Below are 15,570 nucleotides of genomic sequence, written 5' to 3'. Positions count from 1 at the left end.
ACGGATGCTGGCGATTGTACGGCTCGCGCTGCGACGGCCCTACACCTTCGTCGTGTTGGCCATCCTGATCCTGCTCCTCGGTCCCTTGGCCGCTTTGAAGACCCCGACCGACATCTTCCCGGAGATCCGCATCCCGGTGATCGCTGCGGTCTGGACGTACAACGGCCTCTCGCCGGACGACATGTCGGGGCGGGTGATCTACTACTACGAGCGGACGCTGAGCTCGTCGGTCAACGACATCGAGCACATCGAGAGCACGTCCCTGCCCGGCGTCGGCATCGTCAAGATCTACTTCCAGCCGGGCGTCGACATCCGCACCGCCACCGCCCAGGTGGCCGCCACCTCACAGACGGTGCTGAAGCAGCTTCCCCCCGGCATCACCCCGCCGCAGATCCTCAACTACAACGCCTCCACCGTGCCGATCCTGCAACTGGCGCTGGCCAGCCCCAGCATGGGCGAGCAGGCCCTGTTCGACGCCGGCCAGAACTTCATCCGCCCGGCGCTGGCCTCGGTGGCCGGCGCGACCATCCCCTCGCCCTACGGCGGCAAGGTGCGCCAGATCCAGATCGACCTCGATCCGGTGGCGCTGCAGTCCAAGGGTCTGTCGCCCATGGACGTGGCCAATGCGCTGGCCGCCCAGAACCAGATCATCCCGGCGGGCACGGCCAAGATCGGTTCGTTCGAATACTTCGTGAAGCTGAACAACAGTCCCGAGGCGCTGGAGGCCCTGAACGACCTGCCGATCAAGACCGTGGACGGGACGACGATCCTGATCCGCGACGTCGCGCACGTGCGCGACGGCTACCCGCCGCAACGCAACGAGGTGCGCGTCGACGGCCGCCGCTCGGTGCTGATGAGCGTGCTGAAGAGCGGCTCGGCCTCGACGCTGGCGATCATCTCCGGGGTGAAGGGCCTGCTGCCGCGCATCCAGGCCACCCTGCCGCCCTCGCTGCACATCGCCCTCCTCAACGACCAGTCCCTGTTCGTGAAGGGCGCGATCTCCGGCGTGGTGAAGGAAGGCGTCATCGCCGCGGCGCTCACCAGCCTCATGATCCTGCTGTTCCTCGGCTCCTGGCGCTCGACGGTGATCATCGCCACCTCGATCCCGTTGTCGGTGCTGTCGTCGATCGCAGCGCTCTCGGCCATGGGCCAGACGCTGAACATCATGACCCTGGGCGGCCTGTCGCTGGCCGTCGGCATCCTGGTCGACGACGCCACGGTGACCATCGAGAACATCAACTGGCACCTGGAGCAGGGCAAGGACGTCCGCTCTTCGATCCTCGACGGCGCCGCGCAGATCGTGACGCCCGCCTTCGTCTCCCTGCTCTGCATCTGCATCGTCTTCGTGCCGATGTTCTTCCTGAAGGGCGTGGCGGGCTTCCTGTTCGTGCCCATGGCCGAGGCGGTGGTCTTCGCCATGATCGCCTCCTTCATCCTGTCGCGGACCCTCGTCCCGACCATGGCCATGTACCTGCTGCGCCCGCACGCCGGCGGCCACGGCGACTATGAGCTGGACTCCCACACCGGCCCGGCCCGCCGCCCGTCGGCCAATCCCCTGGTGCGCTTCCAGCAGGGCTTCGAGGTGCGGTTCTCCCGGCTGCGCGAGGGCTATCGCGGCGCGCTCGTCCTGGCGCTCGGCGCCCGGCCGGTCTTCATCGTGGGCTTCATGGCCGTGGTGCTGGCCTCGTTCCTGCTGGCCCCGGCGCTGGGCAGCAACTTTTTCCCGAGCGTCGACTCCGGGGCGATGGTGCTGCACGTCCGCGCGCCCATCGGCACCCGCCTGGAGGACGCCGCGGCCCTCTTCGACCGGGTGGAGGCCTCGATCCGCCAGGCCATCCCGAAGGGCGAGCTCTCCACCATCGTCGACAACATCGGCCCGCCGTTCAGCGGCATCAACCTGGCCTATTCCAACACCGGCGGCATCGGCCCGGAGGACGGCGACATCTACGTCACCCTGACCGAGCATCATAAGCCCACCGCCCGTTATGTGGCCGAGCTGCGCAAGCGCCTGCCGGCGGAGTTCCCGGGTTCCACCTTCTCCTTCCTGCCGGCCGATATCATCAGCCAGATCCTCAACTTCGGGGCGCCGGCGCCGATCGACGTGCAGGTGGCCGGCCCCGACCGCGTGGCCAACGAGCGCTACGCCGACGAGGTGTTGGGCCGGCTGAAGAGCGTGCCGGGCCTGGCCGACGTGCGCCTGCAGCAGTCGAGCCACTACCCGCAGCTCAACGTCAACGTCGACCGCGCCCAGGCCGACCGCCTGGGCCTGACCGAGAACGACGTCACCGGCGCCATGGTCACCACGCTGGCCGGCAGCCTGCAGACCGCACCCGCCTTCTGGCTGAACCCCAAGAACGGCGTCTCTTATCCCATCGTCATCGAGACCCCGCAGCAGGACGAGAACACCCTGTCGAAGCTGGAGAACATCCCGCTCAACCCCGGCAAGTCCGGCGACCCCCAGATCCTGGGCGGAGTGGCGCAGGTGCAGCGCGTCGACGCCGACGCGGTGGTCACCCACTACGCGATCCAGCCGGCCTTCGACCTCTACGCCACGACCCAGGGCCGAGACCTGGGCGGCGTCTCGCGCGACATCGACCGGATCCTCAAGGCCACAGCCAAGGACCTGCCGAGGGGGGCGACCGTCACCCTGCGCGGCCAGGTGACCACCATGAACGACGCCTTCTCCGGCCTGTCCCTGGGCCTCGTGGGCGCGATCGCGCTGATCTACCTGCTCATCGTCGTGAACTTCCAGAGCTGGGCCGATCCGTTCGTGATCATCACCGCCCTGCCCGCCGCGCTGGCCGGCATCGTCTGGATCCTGTTCGCCACCGGCACACCGCTGTCGGTGCCGGCGTTGACCGGGGCGATCATGTGCATGGGCGTGGCCACCGCCAACTCCATCCTGGTGGTCAGCTTCGCCCGCGAGCGGCTGGAGGCGACGGGCGACGCCCTCACCGCCGCGCTCGAGGCCGGCTTCACCCGCTTCCGCCCGGTGCTGATGACGGCGCTGGCCATGATCATCGGCATGTCGCCCATGGCGCTGGGCCTGGGCGAAGGCGGCGAGCAGAATGCGCCCCTGGGCCGCGCCGTGATCGGCGGGCTGATCTTCGCCACTGTCGCCACCCTGATGTTCGTCCCCGTGGTCTTCAGCCTGGTCCACCGCAAGCACGTCGCGCCCCAGAACACACCTGAAGGCGCGCCCGGCGGCGGACACGAGCCGGGGGCAGGAGAAGCCTATGCCGTCTGAGACCCCCGCCAGCCCGCAGGACACGCCGGAGGTCCTGCGCCGCAGCCCGCAGCCCTGGCTGAAGCCCGCGGCCTTCGCCGCCGCCGGCCTGGCCGTCGTCGTGGTGGCCGCCGGCCTCGTCACCCGCGGCCTGGCCAGCGAGGACCTGAAGACCACCGCCTCGGCCGCCGCCGTCTCCACCGTCGAGCTGATCTCGCCCACCGCCGAGACCTCGGCCGAGCCCCTGACCCTGCCGGCCAGCGTGGAGGCCAACGACATCGCCGCCATCCACCCGCGGGTGAACGGCTACATCAAGGCCTGGAACGTCGATATCGGCGCGCACGTGAAGGCCGGCCAGGTGCTGGCCGACATCGACACGCCGGACCTCGACCAGCAGCTCGCCCAGGCCAAGGCGGCGCTCACCACCGCCGCCGCCAAGCAGGGCGTCGCCAAGATCTCCGCCGACCGCTGGAGCCGGCTCCTGAGCCGCAACGCCGTCTCGCAGCAGGAGACCGACGAGAAGGCCGGCGGCCTCGCCGAGGCCAACGCCGACGTGCAGGCCGCCAAGGCCGACGTCGACCGGCTGCTGGCGCTGGAAGCCTTCAAGCGCATCACGGCGCCCTTCGACGGCGTGGTCACCGCCCGCACCGCCCACGTGGGGGCCCTGGTCACCGCCAACGCGCCGAACGATCCGGGCCTGTTCACCGTCGCCGACGTCCACCGGCTGCGCATCTACGTACGCGTGCCGCAGGCCTATTCCGCCGACCTGAAGCCCGGCATGGAGGCCTCGCTGGCGGTGCCGGAATATCCGGGCCGCGCCTTCCTGGCGAAGCTGGCCTCGACCTCGGAAGCGGTCGGCGCCCAGTCCGGCGCCCTCCTGGCCGAGCTGCAGATCGACAACGCCGACCAGGTGCTAAAGCCCGGCGACTACGCCCAGGCGACCTTCCGCCTGGCGCCCCAGAGCGCCGGCGTGCTGCGCCTGCCGGCCAGCGCCCTGATGTTCCGCCAGAAGGGCATGGCGGTGGGCGTGGTCGACGCCACCGGCCACGCGCGCCTGCGCTACGTCACCATGGCCCGCGACTTCGGGACCACCGTCGAGATCTCCGCGGGCCTGAACGCCCAGGACCGGGTGATAGACAACCCGCCGGACTCCCTGGAGGACGGCGAGAAGGTCCGCGTCGCCCAGGCCGCCCCGGCCCGCCACGGATGAAGGTCTGGCGCGGGCATCTGGGACGGACCCTTCGGTCGGCGGCCACGGTCGCGGCCTCGGCGGCGGTCCTGGCCGCCTGCTCGCTCGCGCCCAAGTACCAGGCGCCGGCGGTGACCTTGCCCACCGCCTTCAAGGAGACCGGGCCCTGGACCGAGGCCACGCCCGCCGACCAGATCCGCCGCGGGGCCTGGTGGCAGGCCTACGGCGACCCGCTGCTCGACACGCTGGAGGGCCAGCTGCAGGCGGCCAGCCCGACCCTCGCCGAAGCCGTCGCCCGCTATGACACCGCCCGCGCGCTCGCCCGCGAGGCGCAGTCCGCCGAGATGCCCACGGTGGGCTCCAGCGCCGAGGTCAGCCGCAACCGCCAGTCCAACCACCGGCCCACGCGCGGCGCCGGCCAGCCGGACATCTATTCCGCCGACACCCTGGGCTTCAGCGCCGACTACGAGCTCGACCTCTGGGGCCGGGTGCGCAACGAGGTCGCCGCCGGCCGCGCCGAGGCCCAGGCCAGCGCCGCGGACCTGGAATCGGTCCGCCTGAGCCTGGAGGCCCAGCTCGCCGACACCTACGTCCGCCTACGCAGCCTCGACGCCGAGGCCGCCTTACTGGACGACGCGGTCAAGGCCTACGACCGCGCCTACGGCCTGACCAAGGACCGCTTCGACGGCGGCCTGGCCAGCGACCTCGACGTCAGCCGCGCCGAGACCCTGCTGCAGTCGACCCGCGCCCAGGTCTCCGACCTCGCCGCCCAGCGCGCGCTCTACGAGCACGCCATCGCCAGCCTGACCGGCCAGCCCGCCTCCAGCTTCGCGATCCCTGCTGCGGTGGTGTCGCTAAGCCTGCCCAACGTCGAGACCGGCCTGCCGTCCACCCTGCTGCAACGCCGTCCCGACGTGGCCGCCGCCGAGCGCCGCGCCGCCGCCGCCAACGCCCGGATCGGCGTCGCCCGCGCCGCCTTCTATCCCAGTCTCGACCTGGCGGCGTCCGGCGGCTGGCAGAACACCGCGCTCGCCAACTGGCTGGCGCCCGGCAACACCTTCTGGATGCTGGGACCGGAAGCCGCCTTCACCCTGTTCGACGGCGGCCTGCGCAAGTCCCGGGTGGAGGCCGCCCGCGCCCAGCTCAACGAGGCCAGCGCCGCCTACCGCACCCAGGTGCTGCGCGCCTTCCAGGATGTGGAGGACGAGCTCGCTACCCTGAACCACCTGGCCGCCGAGGCCCGCGACCAGGCCGCCGCCATCAAGGCCGCCGACCGCACCGAGGCCGCCGCGCTCGCCCGCTACCAGGAGGGCGCGGTCAACTACCTGGAGGTGGTCACCGCCCAGGCCGCCGACCTCGACGCTAAGCGCACCGGCCTGGAGGTCGAGGACCGCCGCCTGCGCGCCAGCGTGGACCTGGTCCGCGCGCTGGGCGGCGGCTGGACCTCGCAAGACCTGCCGCCTCCGGGCAAGGTCGCCTCGGCGGCGGCGCCGAACCACCGCTGATGGCGCTTGATGTCAGCCATGTCACGCCGGTCACGCAGGCGCGCTTAGGGGTCTGATTGCGGCCACGATTTGCCCGGAGAAGACGCAGGTGCGACGTCGCGGGGCGCTCGCGCCTTGCCGCGCAATGTTATAACGTTAGAGTGCTCCGCACCCTCCTTTTCCGGCCCGCCGCGCCAAGCCGCGTGGCCCTCACGAGACCGCATCCGCCGCCCATCATGACCCGCCGCGCCGGTTTCCCGCTTCCGCCTTGGCGCGCTTCCCCGGTCCTGGCCCTGCTGGCCGGGCTGACGCTGAGCGGTTGCGCCGTCGGACCCAACTTCAAGAAGCCCGCGCCGCCCGCGGTCGACAGTTACGCCGCCCCGCCGATCGCCTCGGCCGTCGCCACGCCGGGCGTCGCCGGCGGAGAGGCTCAGACGCTCGCGGCCGGCGCCGATCTGCCGGGCGACTGGTGGACGCTCTTCCACTCCCAGCCGATCAACGACCTGATCGAACAGGCGCTGAAGACCAACCCCGACCTGAAGGCCGCCGAGGCCGCCCTGGCCGCGGCGCACGAGACCACCCTCGCCCAGAAGGGCGCCTGGGCTCCGCAGGTCTCCGTCGGCTATTCCGCCGAGCGCCAGCTGCAGTCCGGCGCGCTGGCGCCTACGCCGATCAACAACGCCAGCCAGTTCAACCTCTTCACCCCGCAGGTCAGTGTCACCTACGCCCTCGACGTCTTCGGCCTGACCAAGCGCACCGTGGAAGCCGCCCGGGCGCAGGAGCAGTCCGCCCGCTTCCAGATGATCGCCGCCCACCTGACGCTGACCAGCAACGTCGTGGTCGCCGCGATCAACCAGGCCTCACTGACCACCCAGATCGAGGCCACCCGCGAGCTGATCGACATCGACACCAAGAGCCTCGACATCCTGAAGCGCCAGGCGGCCTCGGGCTACGCCAGCGGCCTCGACGTCGCCGCCCAGCAGGCCCAGCTCGCCCAAGCCGTCGCCACCCTGCCGCCGCTCCTCAAGCAGGCCGCCCAACAGCACGACCAGCTGGCCGCCTTGACCGGCCGCTTCCCCAGCCAGGCGCCGGCCGAGACCCTCGACCTCGCCGCCCTGGCCCTGCCCACCGAGGTCCCGGTCAGCCTGCCGTCGAAGCTGGTGGAGCAGCGGCCGGACGTGCGCCAGGCCGAGGCCAACATGCACGCCGCCAGCGCCCAGGTGGGCGTGGCCACAGCCAACCGCTTTCCGAACATCCAGCTCACCGCCGTGGCCGGCAACACCGCCCTCGCCCTCGGCCAGTCGTTCGGGCCCGGCACCAACTTCTGGAGCCTGGGGGCCGCGGCCACCGCCCCGATCTTCGAGGGCGGGACGCTGAAGCACCAGCAGCGCGCCGCCGAGGCCAACTACCGCCAAGCCTCCGAGCAGTACCGCAGCACGGTCCTGGGCGCCTTCCAGAACGTCGCCGACAGCCTCTCGGCCATCCAGCAGGACGCCGAGGGCCTGAAGGCCGCCGCCGCCTCTTACGACGCCGCCAAGACCACCATGGACCTGACCGACCGCCAGCTGAAGGACGGCTACGCCAGCGGCCTGCAGCTGCTCACCGCCCAGCAGGCCTACCAACAGGCCCGTATCGCCCTCGTCCAGGCGCAAGCCAACCGCTACGCCGACACCGCCGCGCTCTTCCAGGCGCTGGGCGGCGGCTGGTGGCGGCGCCCCGACCTCGCCAAGGACACCGATGCCAACTAGCCCGACTTCGGAACGGGGCCCCGTGAGGCGCCCGGCCTCGCGCCCGCTCGCCACAGCTCTGCTGTGCGCCGCCGCCGCCGCGGCGGCCACGCTCTGCGCCTGCGCGCCCAAGGCGGACACCACCGCCCCGTCCGCCGCCACGACGCCGAAGCTGGTGACCCTCACCGCCGCCCAGCTGCAGCACGTCACGCTCTACACGGTCGCGCCCTCGAGCTTCCACAAGACCGTCGAGGCCAGCGGGGTGGTCGACTACGACAACGACCAGGCCACCAGCGTGATCTCGCCGATCTCCGGCCCGGTCTCGCGCCTGCTGGTCCAGCCGGGCCAGGTGGTGAAGTCCGGCGACACGCTGGCCACCGTCGACTCCTCGGACTACGCCGCGGCGCTGAGCGGCTACGCCAAGGCGCTCGCCACCGCTGTCACCCTTCGCCGGGTCGCCGACGCCGACAAGGACCTTGTCCAGCACAACGGCGTCGCCGCCCGCGAAGCCCAGCAGGCCCAGACCGACGCCGCCAACGCCGAGGCCGACCGCGACGCGGCCCTGCAGGCCCTGGTCTCGCTGAACATCGACCCCAAGGCGATCAAGGACGTCCAGCAGGGCAAGCTCACCACCCACATCGAGGGCAAGATCCGCTCGCCCATCGCCGGCACCGTGGTCGAGAAGCTGATCACGCCGGGCCAGCTCCTGCAGGCCGGCACGACGCCCGCCTTCACCGTCGCCAACCTGTCCAAGGTCTGGGTGATGGCCCAGGTCGCCAGCTCCGATCTTTCCGCCGTCGCCGTCGGCGACCCGGTGCGGGTGGAGACCGGCGTCGGCCAGACCGCCATCTCCGGCGTAGTCGACAACATCGCCGCCCTGGTGAACCCAGACACGCGGGCGGTGCTGGTGCGGGTGGTGGTGGCCAACCCCGGCGGCGCGCTGAAGAAGCAGATGTACGTCCGCACCAGGATCCAGTCGCGCCAGGCCAGCAACGGCATCGTCATTCCCGCCTCGGCGATCCTGCGCGACGACGAGAACCTGGCCTTCGTCTATGTCGCCCAGCCGAGCGGCGGCTTCGCGCGCAAGCACGTGACCCTGGGCTACGCCACCGGCGACCAGTACGAAATCCCCCAGGGGCTTAGCGCCGGCGACAAGGTGGTCGTCGACGGCGCCGTCTTCGTCCAGTTCATGCAGAACCAGTGAGCGAGGCGCTTCCTCCCGCCGTCCCGCCGGCCGCGCCCTCGGTGATGAACCGCGTGGTGGCGACAGCCCTGCGCCAGCCGCTGCTGGTCCTGCTGCTGACCGCCATCCTGGTCGGCGTCGGCGTCTGGTCGCTGCAGCGCCTGCCGGTCGACGCCTATCCCGACCTCTCGCCGCCGATGGTCGAGGTCATCACCCAATGGCCCGGCCACGCGGCCGAGGAGATCGAGCGCCTGATCACCGTGCCGGTGGAGATCGGCCTGAACGGCATTCCCAAGACCGCCTACAGCCGCTCGATCTCGCTCTATGGCCTCTCCGACGTCACCATCACCTTCGCCGGCGGGACCGACAACTATTTCGCCCGCCAGCAGATCTACAACAACCTGCAGGGCCTGAGCCTGCCCACCGGCGTGACGCCCTCGGTGTCGCCGATGTCGTCCCCGTCGGGCCTGATCTACCGCTACGTTCTGCAGAGCCCCGACCGCTCGCCGATGGAGCTCAAGACCTTCGAGGACTGGGTCATCGAGCCGGCCTATAAGGCCGTGCCCGGCGTCGCCGACGATAGCGGCTTCGGCGGCGGCACCATGCAGTACCAGGTGCTGTTCGACCCGGCGAAGCTGGCCGGCGCGGGCCTCTCCATCCAGCAGGCGGAGACCTCGCTGGGCGCCAACAACTCCAACGCCGGCGGCGGCTTCTACACCCAGGGCGGCCAGTTCTATTACGTCCGCGGGATCGGCCGGATCGTCACGCCGGAGGATATCGACAACATCGTCCTGGCCGTCCACGACGGCGTGCCGACGCTCGTGAAGGACGTCGCTCACACCGAGATCGGCATCGCGCCCAGGCTCGGCGAATTCGGCTTCGAGAAGCAGGACGACGCCGTCGAGGGCGTGATCCTGCTGCGCACCGGCGAGAAGACCCAGGACGTCCTGAAACGCGTCGAGGCCCAGACCAAGGAGCTCAACGCCCTGGTGCTGCCCAAGGACGTGAAGATCGTCCCCTTCTACGACCGCACCGACCTCGTCACGCTGACCACCCACATCGTCGAGGGCAACCTGCTGCGCGGCATGCTGCTGGTGGTCGTGGTGCTGATCTTCTTCCTCTACGACATCCGCGCCGGCCTGATCGTGGCCACCACCATCCCGCTCGCGCTGCTGTTCGCCTTCACCTGCCTGAACATCCAGCGCGCGTCGGCGAACCTCTTATCCATCGGCGCCATCGACTTCGGCATCCTGGTCGACGCCGCGGTGGTGATGGTGGAGAACATCTTCCGCCAGATCGCGCTTCGGGAAGGCACGCGGGCCAATGTCGTGGAGATCATCCGCGACGCGGCCTCGGAGGTCGACCGGCCGCTGTTCTATGCGGTCCTGGTGATCGTGGTCAGCTTCCTGCCGATCTACGTCCTGTCCGGGCCGTCCGGGACCCTCTTCCGGCCGATGGCCGACACCATGATCTTCGCCCTGGTGGGCTCGCTGTTCGCGACGCTCATCCTGTTGCCCGTGCTCTGCGCCTGGTTCATGCGCAACGGCGTGCGCGAGCGGCGCAACCCGGGCTTCGAGTGGGTGAAGGCCGGCTATATCTCGGGCCTCGACTTCTGCCTGGAGCACCGCTGGGGCGTCACCGCCGCCTGCGGGATCCTGTTCGCCGTGGCGCTCTTGATCGTGCCGCTGATCGGGGCGGAGTTCATGCCGCAGCTCGACGAGGGCGCGCTCTGGGTGCGGGCGACCATGCCGTCCACCATCAGCTACGACGAATCCGCCAAGCTGACGCCGAAGATCCGCGACATCCTGCGCACCTTCCCGGAGGTCACCACCGTCGCCTCCGAGCTCGGCCGGCCCGACGACGGCACCGATAGCACCGGCTTCTTCAACGTCGAGTTCTACGTGGGGCTGAAGCCCTACGGCCAGTGGACGGGCGCCTACCGGACCAAGCCGGAGCTGATCGCGGCGATCAACAAGAAGCTCGAGAGCTTCCCGGGCGTGATCTTCAACTACACCCAGCCCGCTGAGGACGCCGTCGACGAGGCCGAGACCGGCCTGAAGAGCTCGCTGGCCGTCAAGGTGTTCGGCGGCGACCTCAACACCCTCGAACAACGCGGCCGCGCCGTGAAGGCGATCCTCGAGCGGGTGCGCGGCATCAAGGACGTCACCCTGGTGCACGAGCTCGGCCAGCCCAGCCTGGTGGTGAAGATCGACCGCGCCAAGATCGCCCGCTACGGCCTCAACGCCGACGACATCAACGCGGTGATCACCGCCGCCGTCGGCGGCGACGTGGCCACCCAGGTGGTGCAGCAGGAAAAGCAGTTCGACCTGGTCGTGCGCCTCGACCGCCAGTTCCGCGACAACCCGCAGGAGATCGGCGACATCCTGGTGGCGACGCCCGGCGGCCAGCAGCTGCCGCTCAAGGAGTTCGCCGACATCAGCGTCGAGAACGGCGCCTCCTTCATCTACCGCGAGAACAACAGCCGCTACATCGGCGTGCAGTTCTCCGTGGAAGGCCGCGACCTGGCCGGCGCGGTGCAGGACGCGATCAAGCAGGTGAACGCCAACGTCACCCTGCCACAGGGCTACCGCCTCGACTGGGGCGGCGACTACACCGAGTACACCGCCTCGCGCGACCAGCTGAAGGTGATCCTGCCGCTGACCGTGTTCCTGATCTTCATGCTGCTCTTCACCCTCTACGGGAACTTCAAGTTCCCGTTCATCACCATCGCCGGCGTCGTGCTGTCGGCGCCGGTGGGCGGGATCCTGGCGCTCTGGCTGACCCACACGCCGTTCTCGGTGTCGTCGGGGGTCGGCTTCCTGGCCCTGATCGGGGTCTCGGTGCAGACGGCGGTGGTCTACATCTCCTACGTCAACGAGCTCAGGCGCGACGGCATTCCCCTGGCCGAAGCGATCCGCGAGGGCGCGGTGCTGCGGCTGCGGCCCATCACCATGACCGCCCTGGTGGCGGCCCTGGGCCTGCTGCCCGCCGCGCTGGCCACCGGCGTCGGCACCGACAGCCAGCGGCCCTTCGCCCTGGTCATCGTCAGCGGCCTCTTCACCCGCCTGCTGATCAGCGTCTTCCTGATGCCCGCCCTCTACAGCCTGGCCGCCCGGCCGGACGACCGCCTGCAGGTCTAGGGCCGCGCCGTGATCGCCGCGTCGCCGTACCGCTTGCCGACGCGGCCATCGCGGATGAAGTCGGCCATCATCTGGAAGTAGCCCGGCGCGAAGCGGGTCGAGAGACGCTCGCCCTTGGCGTCCAGCTCATAAAGAGTCAGGCCGTGCTCGGCGCCGGGAAAGACCGCCAGCGTGTAGGCCTTCCCCGCCGCGATCAGCCCGCGGATACGCTTGGCGGTCTCCGCGCTCGGGGCCTCCAGGTCGTCGCTCCCCAGCGCCCAGAGCTGCGGCGTGGTCGAGGCGCGCAGGGTGGGCATCGGCTCGTAGTGGAAGGGCGTGGTGTCGACGCCGAATTCCTTGGCCAGCGTATCGATCTGGGCCTTGTCGAGCGGCAGGACAGCGAACAGGAAATCGCCATGCACGTCCTTGTACCAGGGTTCGGACCTGTCCTTCTGGCGTAGCGCGTCGAAGGCTTCGTAGCCGTCCTTCCCCAGGGTTTCGGCCACGTGCTCGCCCGCCCGCGCCAGGTCCAGCGCCTTCTTCGTGTCCTCCGCGGAGTGGTGGTGGAAATACATGTCGAGGGCGACGCTCTCCTGGTCCTCCTCCAGCACCGTCACCGCCAGGCCGAAGCTGACGATGGCGAAGTCGGCCGGCGCGCGGTTCACGGCCAGGGGAACCACCCAGCCGCCCTCGCTGCCGCCCTGGTAGCCGACGCGCCCGGCGCGCGCGCCCGCCAGCTTTCGGCTCTCTTCCATCGCCCGCACCGCGTCCTTGGCGAGGGTCTCGAAGTCCTGGGTGTAGGTCCCGCCCGAGGCGCCCGTGCCGCGCTTGTCGTAGACGAAAACGCCGATGCCTTCGGCGGGGAACATCCGCTGCAGCGCATAGAAGTCCCGCGCGGACGTCTTCTCCGAACCGTGGACCAGCACCACCACCGGGACCTTGCCTTGGCCCCTGGGCATCACCAGCCGGCCGGCCAGCTTGACGCCGCCCTCGCCGGTGAAGGTCGTGTCGGTCAGGTCGAAGGCGATGCGCCGGCCAGGCTGCTGGCCGAAGGTGATCTTTCCCGCAGCGCAGTCGGAGAACGCCACGGTCTTGCCGTCCGGCCGGCCCGTCCAGCCGTAGGTGCTGTCCCACGCGCCGTCAGGCCGCTTGTGCAGGAGGCCGGTCTCACCGGTGAACAAGCGCCAGCGCAAGGTGTCGCCGTCGGTGGGGGCGACATCCACCGCGCGCCCGTCCGCCAGGCGGTAGGCGCCGACATGGCAGTCGCTGGTCGTGTCGGCGCGCGCTGCCTGGGCGGCGAGGATGGCGACGGCGCCCAGCAAGGCGATCAGCGGTTTCATGGCGGCCCCAAACGGAATTTCTGTTCCCGCCGAGGATGCTACCGCGATTGCCGCGCGGAATGGAGTTAACTTTCAGTCACTTACCGGATCACACCCGCACTGCCCGACCGGCGTTCGTCCACCGGCTTCCGCCGCGCGGATCCGGCCTCTAGACTGGACGGCCGCGCCGCACAAAGCCCGACCGCATGATCCCGGAGACCAGCGTCTCGTTCCGCTACTTCCTGCCGGCGCCCGCGCTGCGGGCGACGATCACGACCTACTATGTGCTGGACGTTGGCGGCGCCGGGCTCATCGAGGAGCTCCTGTTCCCTGAGTGGGCCAATATCCGGCTGCTGCTCGACGGCGAGTGGAGCCAGACTTTCCTCGACGGCCGCACCGTCACCTACGGGCCGCCGATGGCCGTGATGAGCGGTGTGATCAGCCGCACCGCGCGGGTGCGCGGCGCGCCGGGTCGCCTCGTCGGGGTCGGATTCCTGCCCGCCGGCTGGGCCGTGCTCACCGCCTTGCCCGCCTGCGACTACGTCGATGACATGGCGCCGCTCGCCGACTTCATCGGACCCGCCGCCGACGATCTCCTGCGCGACGTGCAGGCCGCGCCGAACGACGCGGCGATGGTTGCGGCTCTGGACGCCTGGTTCCTGAGCCATATGGCGGGCCGGCGGGCGGCTGAGACGCTGCTCGTCGCGGCGCACGAGGCCCTGCTCGATCCGGGGGTGGGCGCCGTGGCCGAATGGGCGCGCCGGCTCGGACGCTCCCCCCGGCAGCTGGAGCGCCTCGCCCAGACCTACTTCGGTATGGGCCCCAAGGCGCTGCTGCGCCGCCAACGCTTCCTGCGCACCTTCGCCGCCATCCGCACCCAGCCGCCCGGCTCCTGGGGCCGGCTGATCGATCCGGTCTATGTGGATCAGTCGCATTTCATCCGCGATTTCCGCCACTTCATGGGCATGTCACCCAGCGCCTACTTCGCCCGCGACTTCTCGTTCATGCGCGCCGCGAGCCAGGCGCGGGCCGCCCTGCTCGGCGATCCATTGCATGGCCTTCACGCCGCCGCGCCGCGCGCCGGCGACCGCGCCCCAGACCCAGGAACCCCATGAAGCCGTCCCGTCTCGCCGCCACCCTCATGTGCGGCCTTCTGGTTTGCGCGGCCTCGGCCAACGCCCAGCCCGCCGCGGAACCGACCAGGACCACGGTGGGCGCCAACGGCCTGGTGGCCGACCTCTATGTCCCGGCCGGGGCCAAGGGCCGGCTGCCGGCGATCATCGCGCTCGGCGGTTCGGAGGGCGGCATGGGCGCGGCGACGGCGCGGGACAGCAGGCTGATGGCCCAGCGCGGCTACGCGGTGCTGCAGGTGGCCTATTTCGACGCGCCCGGCCTGCCCAAGGACCTGGGCCTGATCCCGCTGGAGTACTTCAAGACCGCCATCGACTGGCTGCGCGCCCAGCCCGGCGTCGATCCGGACCGCATCGGCATCGTCGGCGGCTCGATCGGCAGCGAGGTCGCTCTCACCGTCGCGTCACGCTACCCTGAGATCAAGGCCGCCGTGGCGACCATGCCCTCCAACGTCGTCTGGCCGGGCATCATCCACACCTCGGGCGACCCGCCCTCGACCTTCACCCTGGGCGGCCGGCCCCTGCCCTACCTGCCCTACGGCGCCGGCGCCTTCACCACGGTCTTCAACCTCTACGCCAAGGGGCTCGCCGCCTTGGACCAGCACCCGGACGCGGTCATCCCTGTGGAGCGGATCAACGGGCCGGTGATGCTGGTCTGCGGCCGGGCCGACACCCTTTGGCCCTCCTGCCCGATGTCGGAGCAGGCGGCCGCGCGCCTGAAGGCCCTGCGCTTCAAGCACCCCGTCGAACTCCTGGAGTACGACGGCGCCGGTCACGCGGTGTACGGCCAGCCCTACGACCCGTCGAACCCCCGTATTTCCACTCTCACCCAGTACGGCGGCACCATCGAGGGCAACCAGGCGGCGCGGAAGGACAGCTGGGACCGGTCGATGGCCTTCCTGGACGCCGCGCTGAAACCGGACGCGGCCAAGGCCCGCTAGGCCGCGCACGCCCTGACCGTCCCAGCGCCCGCGCAATTGAGAGCCGATGCGACCCGAGCCGCTGAGCTTCGAATTGCGGAAAGGCCGCAGGCTCATAGTCTAGGTCGATTATTAGGAACTTATATGTTCCAGAATTATTGGCCGATGAGGCGCTCTCCCACCAAATACGCATGAGCGAAAAATTCGCCTCTCAATGGAATCTCTTCATGACTTCGGCCTCTGAACCCCTCTGCATGCAAATTCTACTTGCTA

9 protein-coding genes are annotated in these 15,570 nt (G+C 70.2%); 8 read left to right on the top strand and 1 reads right to left on the bottom strand.

Going from position 1 to position 15,570, the window contains the following annotated elements:
- Positions 1-4: 4 nt before the first annotated feature.
- The 6 genes from E8A49_RS10140 (at position 5) to E8A49_RS10115 (ending at position 11,949) form a co-directional block, all read left to right on the top strand.
- A complete protein-coding gene (locus E8A49_RS10140; protein ID WP_293380046.1) occupies positions 5-3,247 on the top strand; it encodes an efflux RND transporter permease subunit in 3,243 nt (1,080 codons plus the stop codon).
- Positions 3,237-4,436: an efflux RND transporter periplasmic adaptor subunit gene (locus E8A49_RS10135; RefSeq protein WP_293380043.1), complete on the top strand. Its 1,200-nt coding sequence runs from the start codon at positions 3,237-3,239 to the stop codon at positions 4,434-4,436. Before E8A49_RS10140 ends, E8A49_RS10135 begins: the two co-directional genes overlap by 11 nt.
- Positions 4,433-5,920: an efflux transporter outer membrane subunit gene (locus tag E8A49_RS10130; RefSeq protein ID WP_293380040.1), complete on the top strand. Its 1,488-nt coding sequence runs from the start codon at positions 4,433-4,435 to the stop codon at positions 5,918-5,920. Before E8A49_RS10135 ends, E8A49_RS10130 begins: the two co-directional genes overlap by 4 nt.
- Positions 5,921-6,135: 215 nt before the next feature.
- A complete protein-coding gene (locus E8A49_RS10125; RefSeq protein WP_293380037.1) occupies positions 6,136-7,647 on the top strand; it encodes an efflux transporter outer membrane subunit in 1,512 nt (503 codons plus the stop codon).
- Positions 7,648-7,669: 22 nt separating this feature from the next.
- On the top strand, positions 7,670-8,830 hold the full coding sequence (locus tag E8A49_RS10120; protein WP_293380034.1) for an efflux RND transporter periplasmic adaptor subunit: 1,161 nt from the start codon (positions 7,670-7,672) through the stop codon (positions 8,828-8,830).
- Positions 8,827-11,949, top strand: a complete 3,123-nt coding sequence (locus E8A49_RS10115) for a CusA/CzcA family heavy metal efflux RND transporter (RefSeq protein ID WP_293380031.1) — start codon at positions 8,827-8,829, stop codon at positions 11,947-11,949. Before E8A49_RS10120 ends, E8A49_RS10115 begins: the two co-directional genes overlap by 4 nt.
- Here the strand turns inward: E8A49_RS10115 and E8A49_RS10110 are convergent.
- Positions 11,946-13,268: a prolyl oligopeptidase family serine peptidase gene (locus E8A49_RS10110; protein WP_293380028.1), complete on the bottom strand. Its 1,323-nt coding sequence runs from the start codon at positions 13,266-13,268 to the stop codon at positions 11,946-11,948. The genes E8A49_RS10115 and E8A49_RS10110 overlap by 4 nt on opposite strands.
- Positions 13,269-13,453: 185 nt before the next feature.
- Between E8A49_RS10110 and E8A49_RS10105 the strand changes: the two genes are divergently transcribed.
- Both E8A49_RS10105 and E8A49_RS10100 read left to right on the top strand, forming a co-directional pair.
- Positions 13,454-14,362 (top strand): helix-turn-helix domain-containing protein, encoded by a 909-nt coding sequence (locus E8A49_RS10105; RefSeq protein WP_293380024.1) that lies wholly within the window; start codon positions 13,454-13,456, stop codon positions 14,360-14,362.
- Entirely contained in the window at positions 14,359-15,318 is a 960-nt protein-coding gene (locus tag E8A49_RS10100) for an acyl-CoA thioester hydrolase/BAAT C-terminal domain-containing protein (protein WP_293380021.1), read from the top strand. The genes E8A49_RS10105 and E8A49_RS10100 overlap by 4 nt, the downstream gene beginning before the upstream one ends.
- Positions 15,319-15,570: the final 252 nt, after the last annotated feature.

The organism is Phenylobacterium sp. (assembly GCF_004799515.1).
GTDB lineage: Bacteria > Pseudomonadota > Alphaproteobacteria > Caulobacterales > Caulobacteraceae > Phenylobacterium.
This window is presented reverse-complemented; position numbering and strand designations above follow the sequence as displayed.

Bases quoted from the DNA above. Each gene is read 5' to 3' on its own strand.
- E8A49_RS10135 (WP_293380043.1), top strand. From the start codon at position 3,237: ATGCCGTCTGAGACCCCCGCCAGCCCGCAGGACACGCCGGAGGTCCTG.
- E8A49_RS10140 (WP_293380046.1), top strand. From the start codon at position 5: ATGCTGGCGATTGTACGGCTCGCGCTGCGACGGCCCTACACCTTCGTC.
- E8A49_RS10125 (WP_293380037.1), top strand. From the start codon at position 6,136: ATGACCCGCCGCGCCGGTTTCCCGCTTCCGCCTTGGCGCGCTTCCCCG.
- E8A49_RS10130 (WP_293380040.1), top strand. From the start codon at position 4,433: ATGAAGGTCTGGCGCGGGCATCTGGGACGGACCCTTCGGTCGGCGGCC.
- E8A49_RS10110 (WP_293380028.1), bottom strand. From the start codon at position 13,268: ATGAAACCGCTGATCGCCTTGCTGGGCGCCGTCGCCATCCTCGCCGCC.
- E8A49_RS10105 (WP_293380024.1), top strand. From the start codon at position 13,454: ATGATCCCGGAGACCAGCGTCTCGTTCCGCTACTTCCTGCCGGCGCCC.
- E8A49_RS10100 (WP_293380021.1), top strand. From the start codon at position 14,359: ATGAAGCCGTCCCGTCTCGCCGCCACCCTCATGTGCGGCCTTCTGGTT.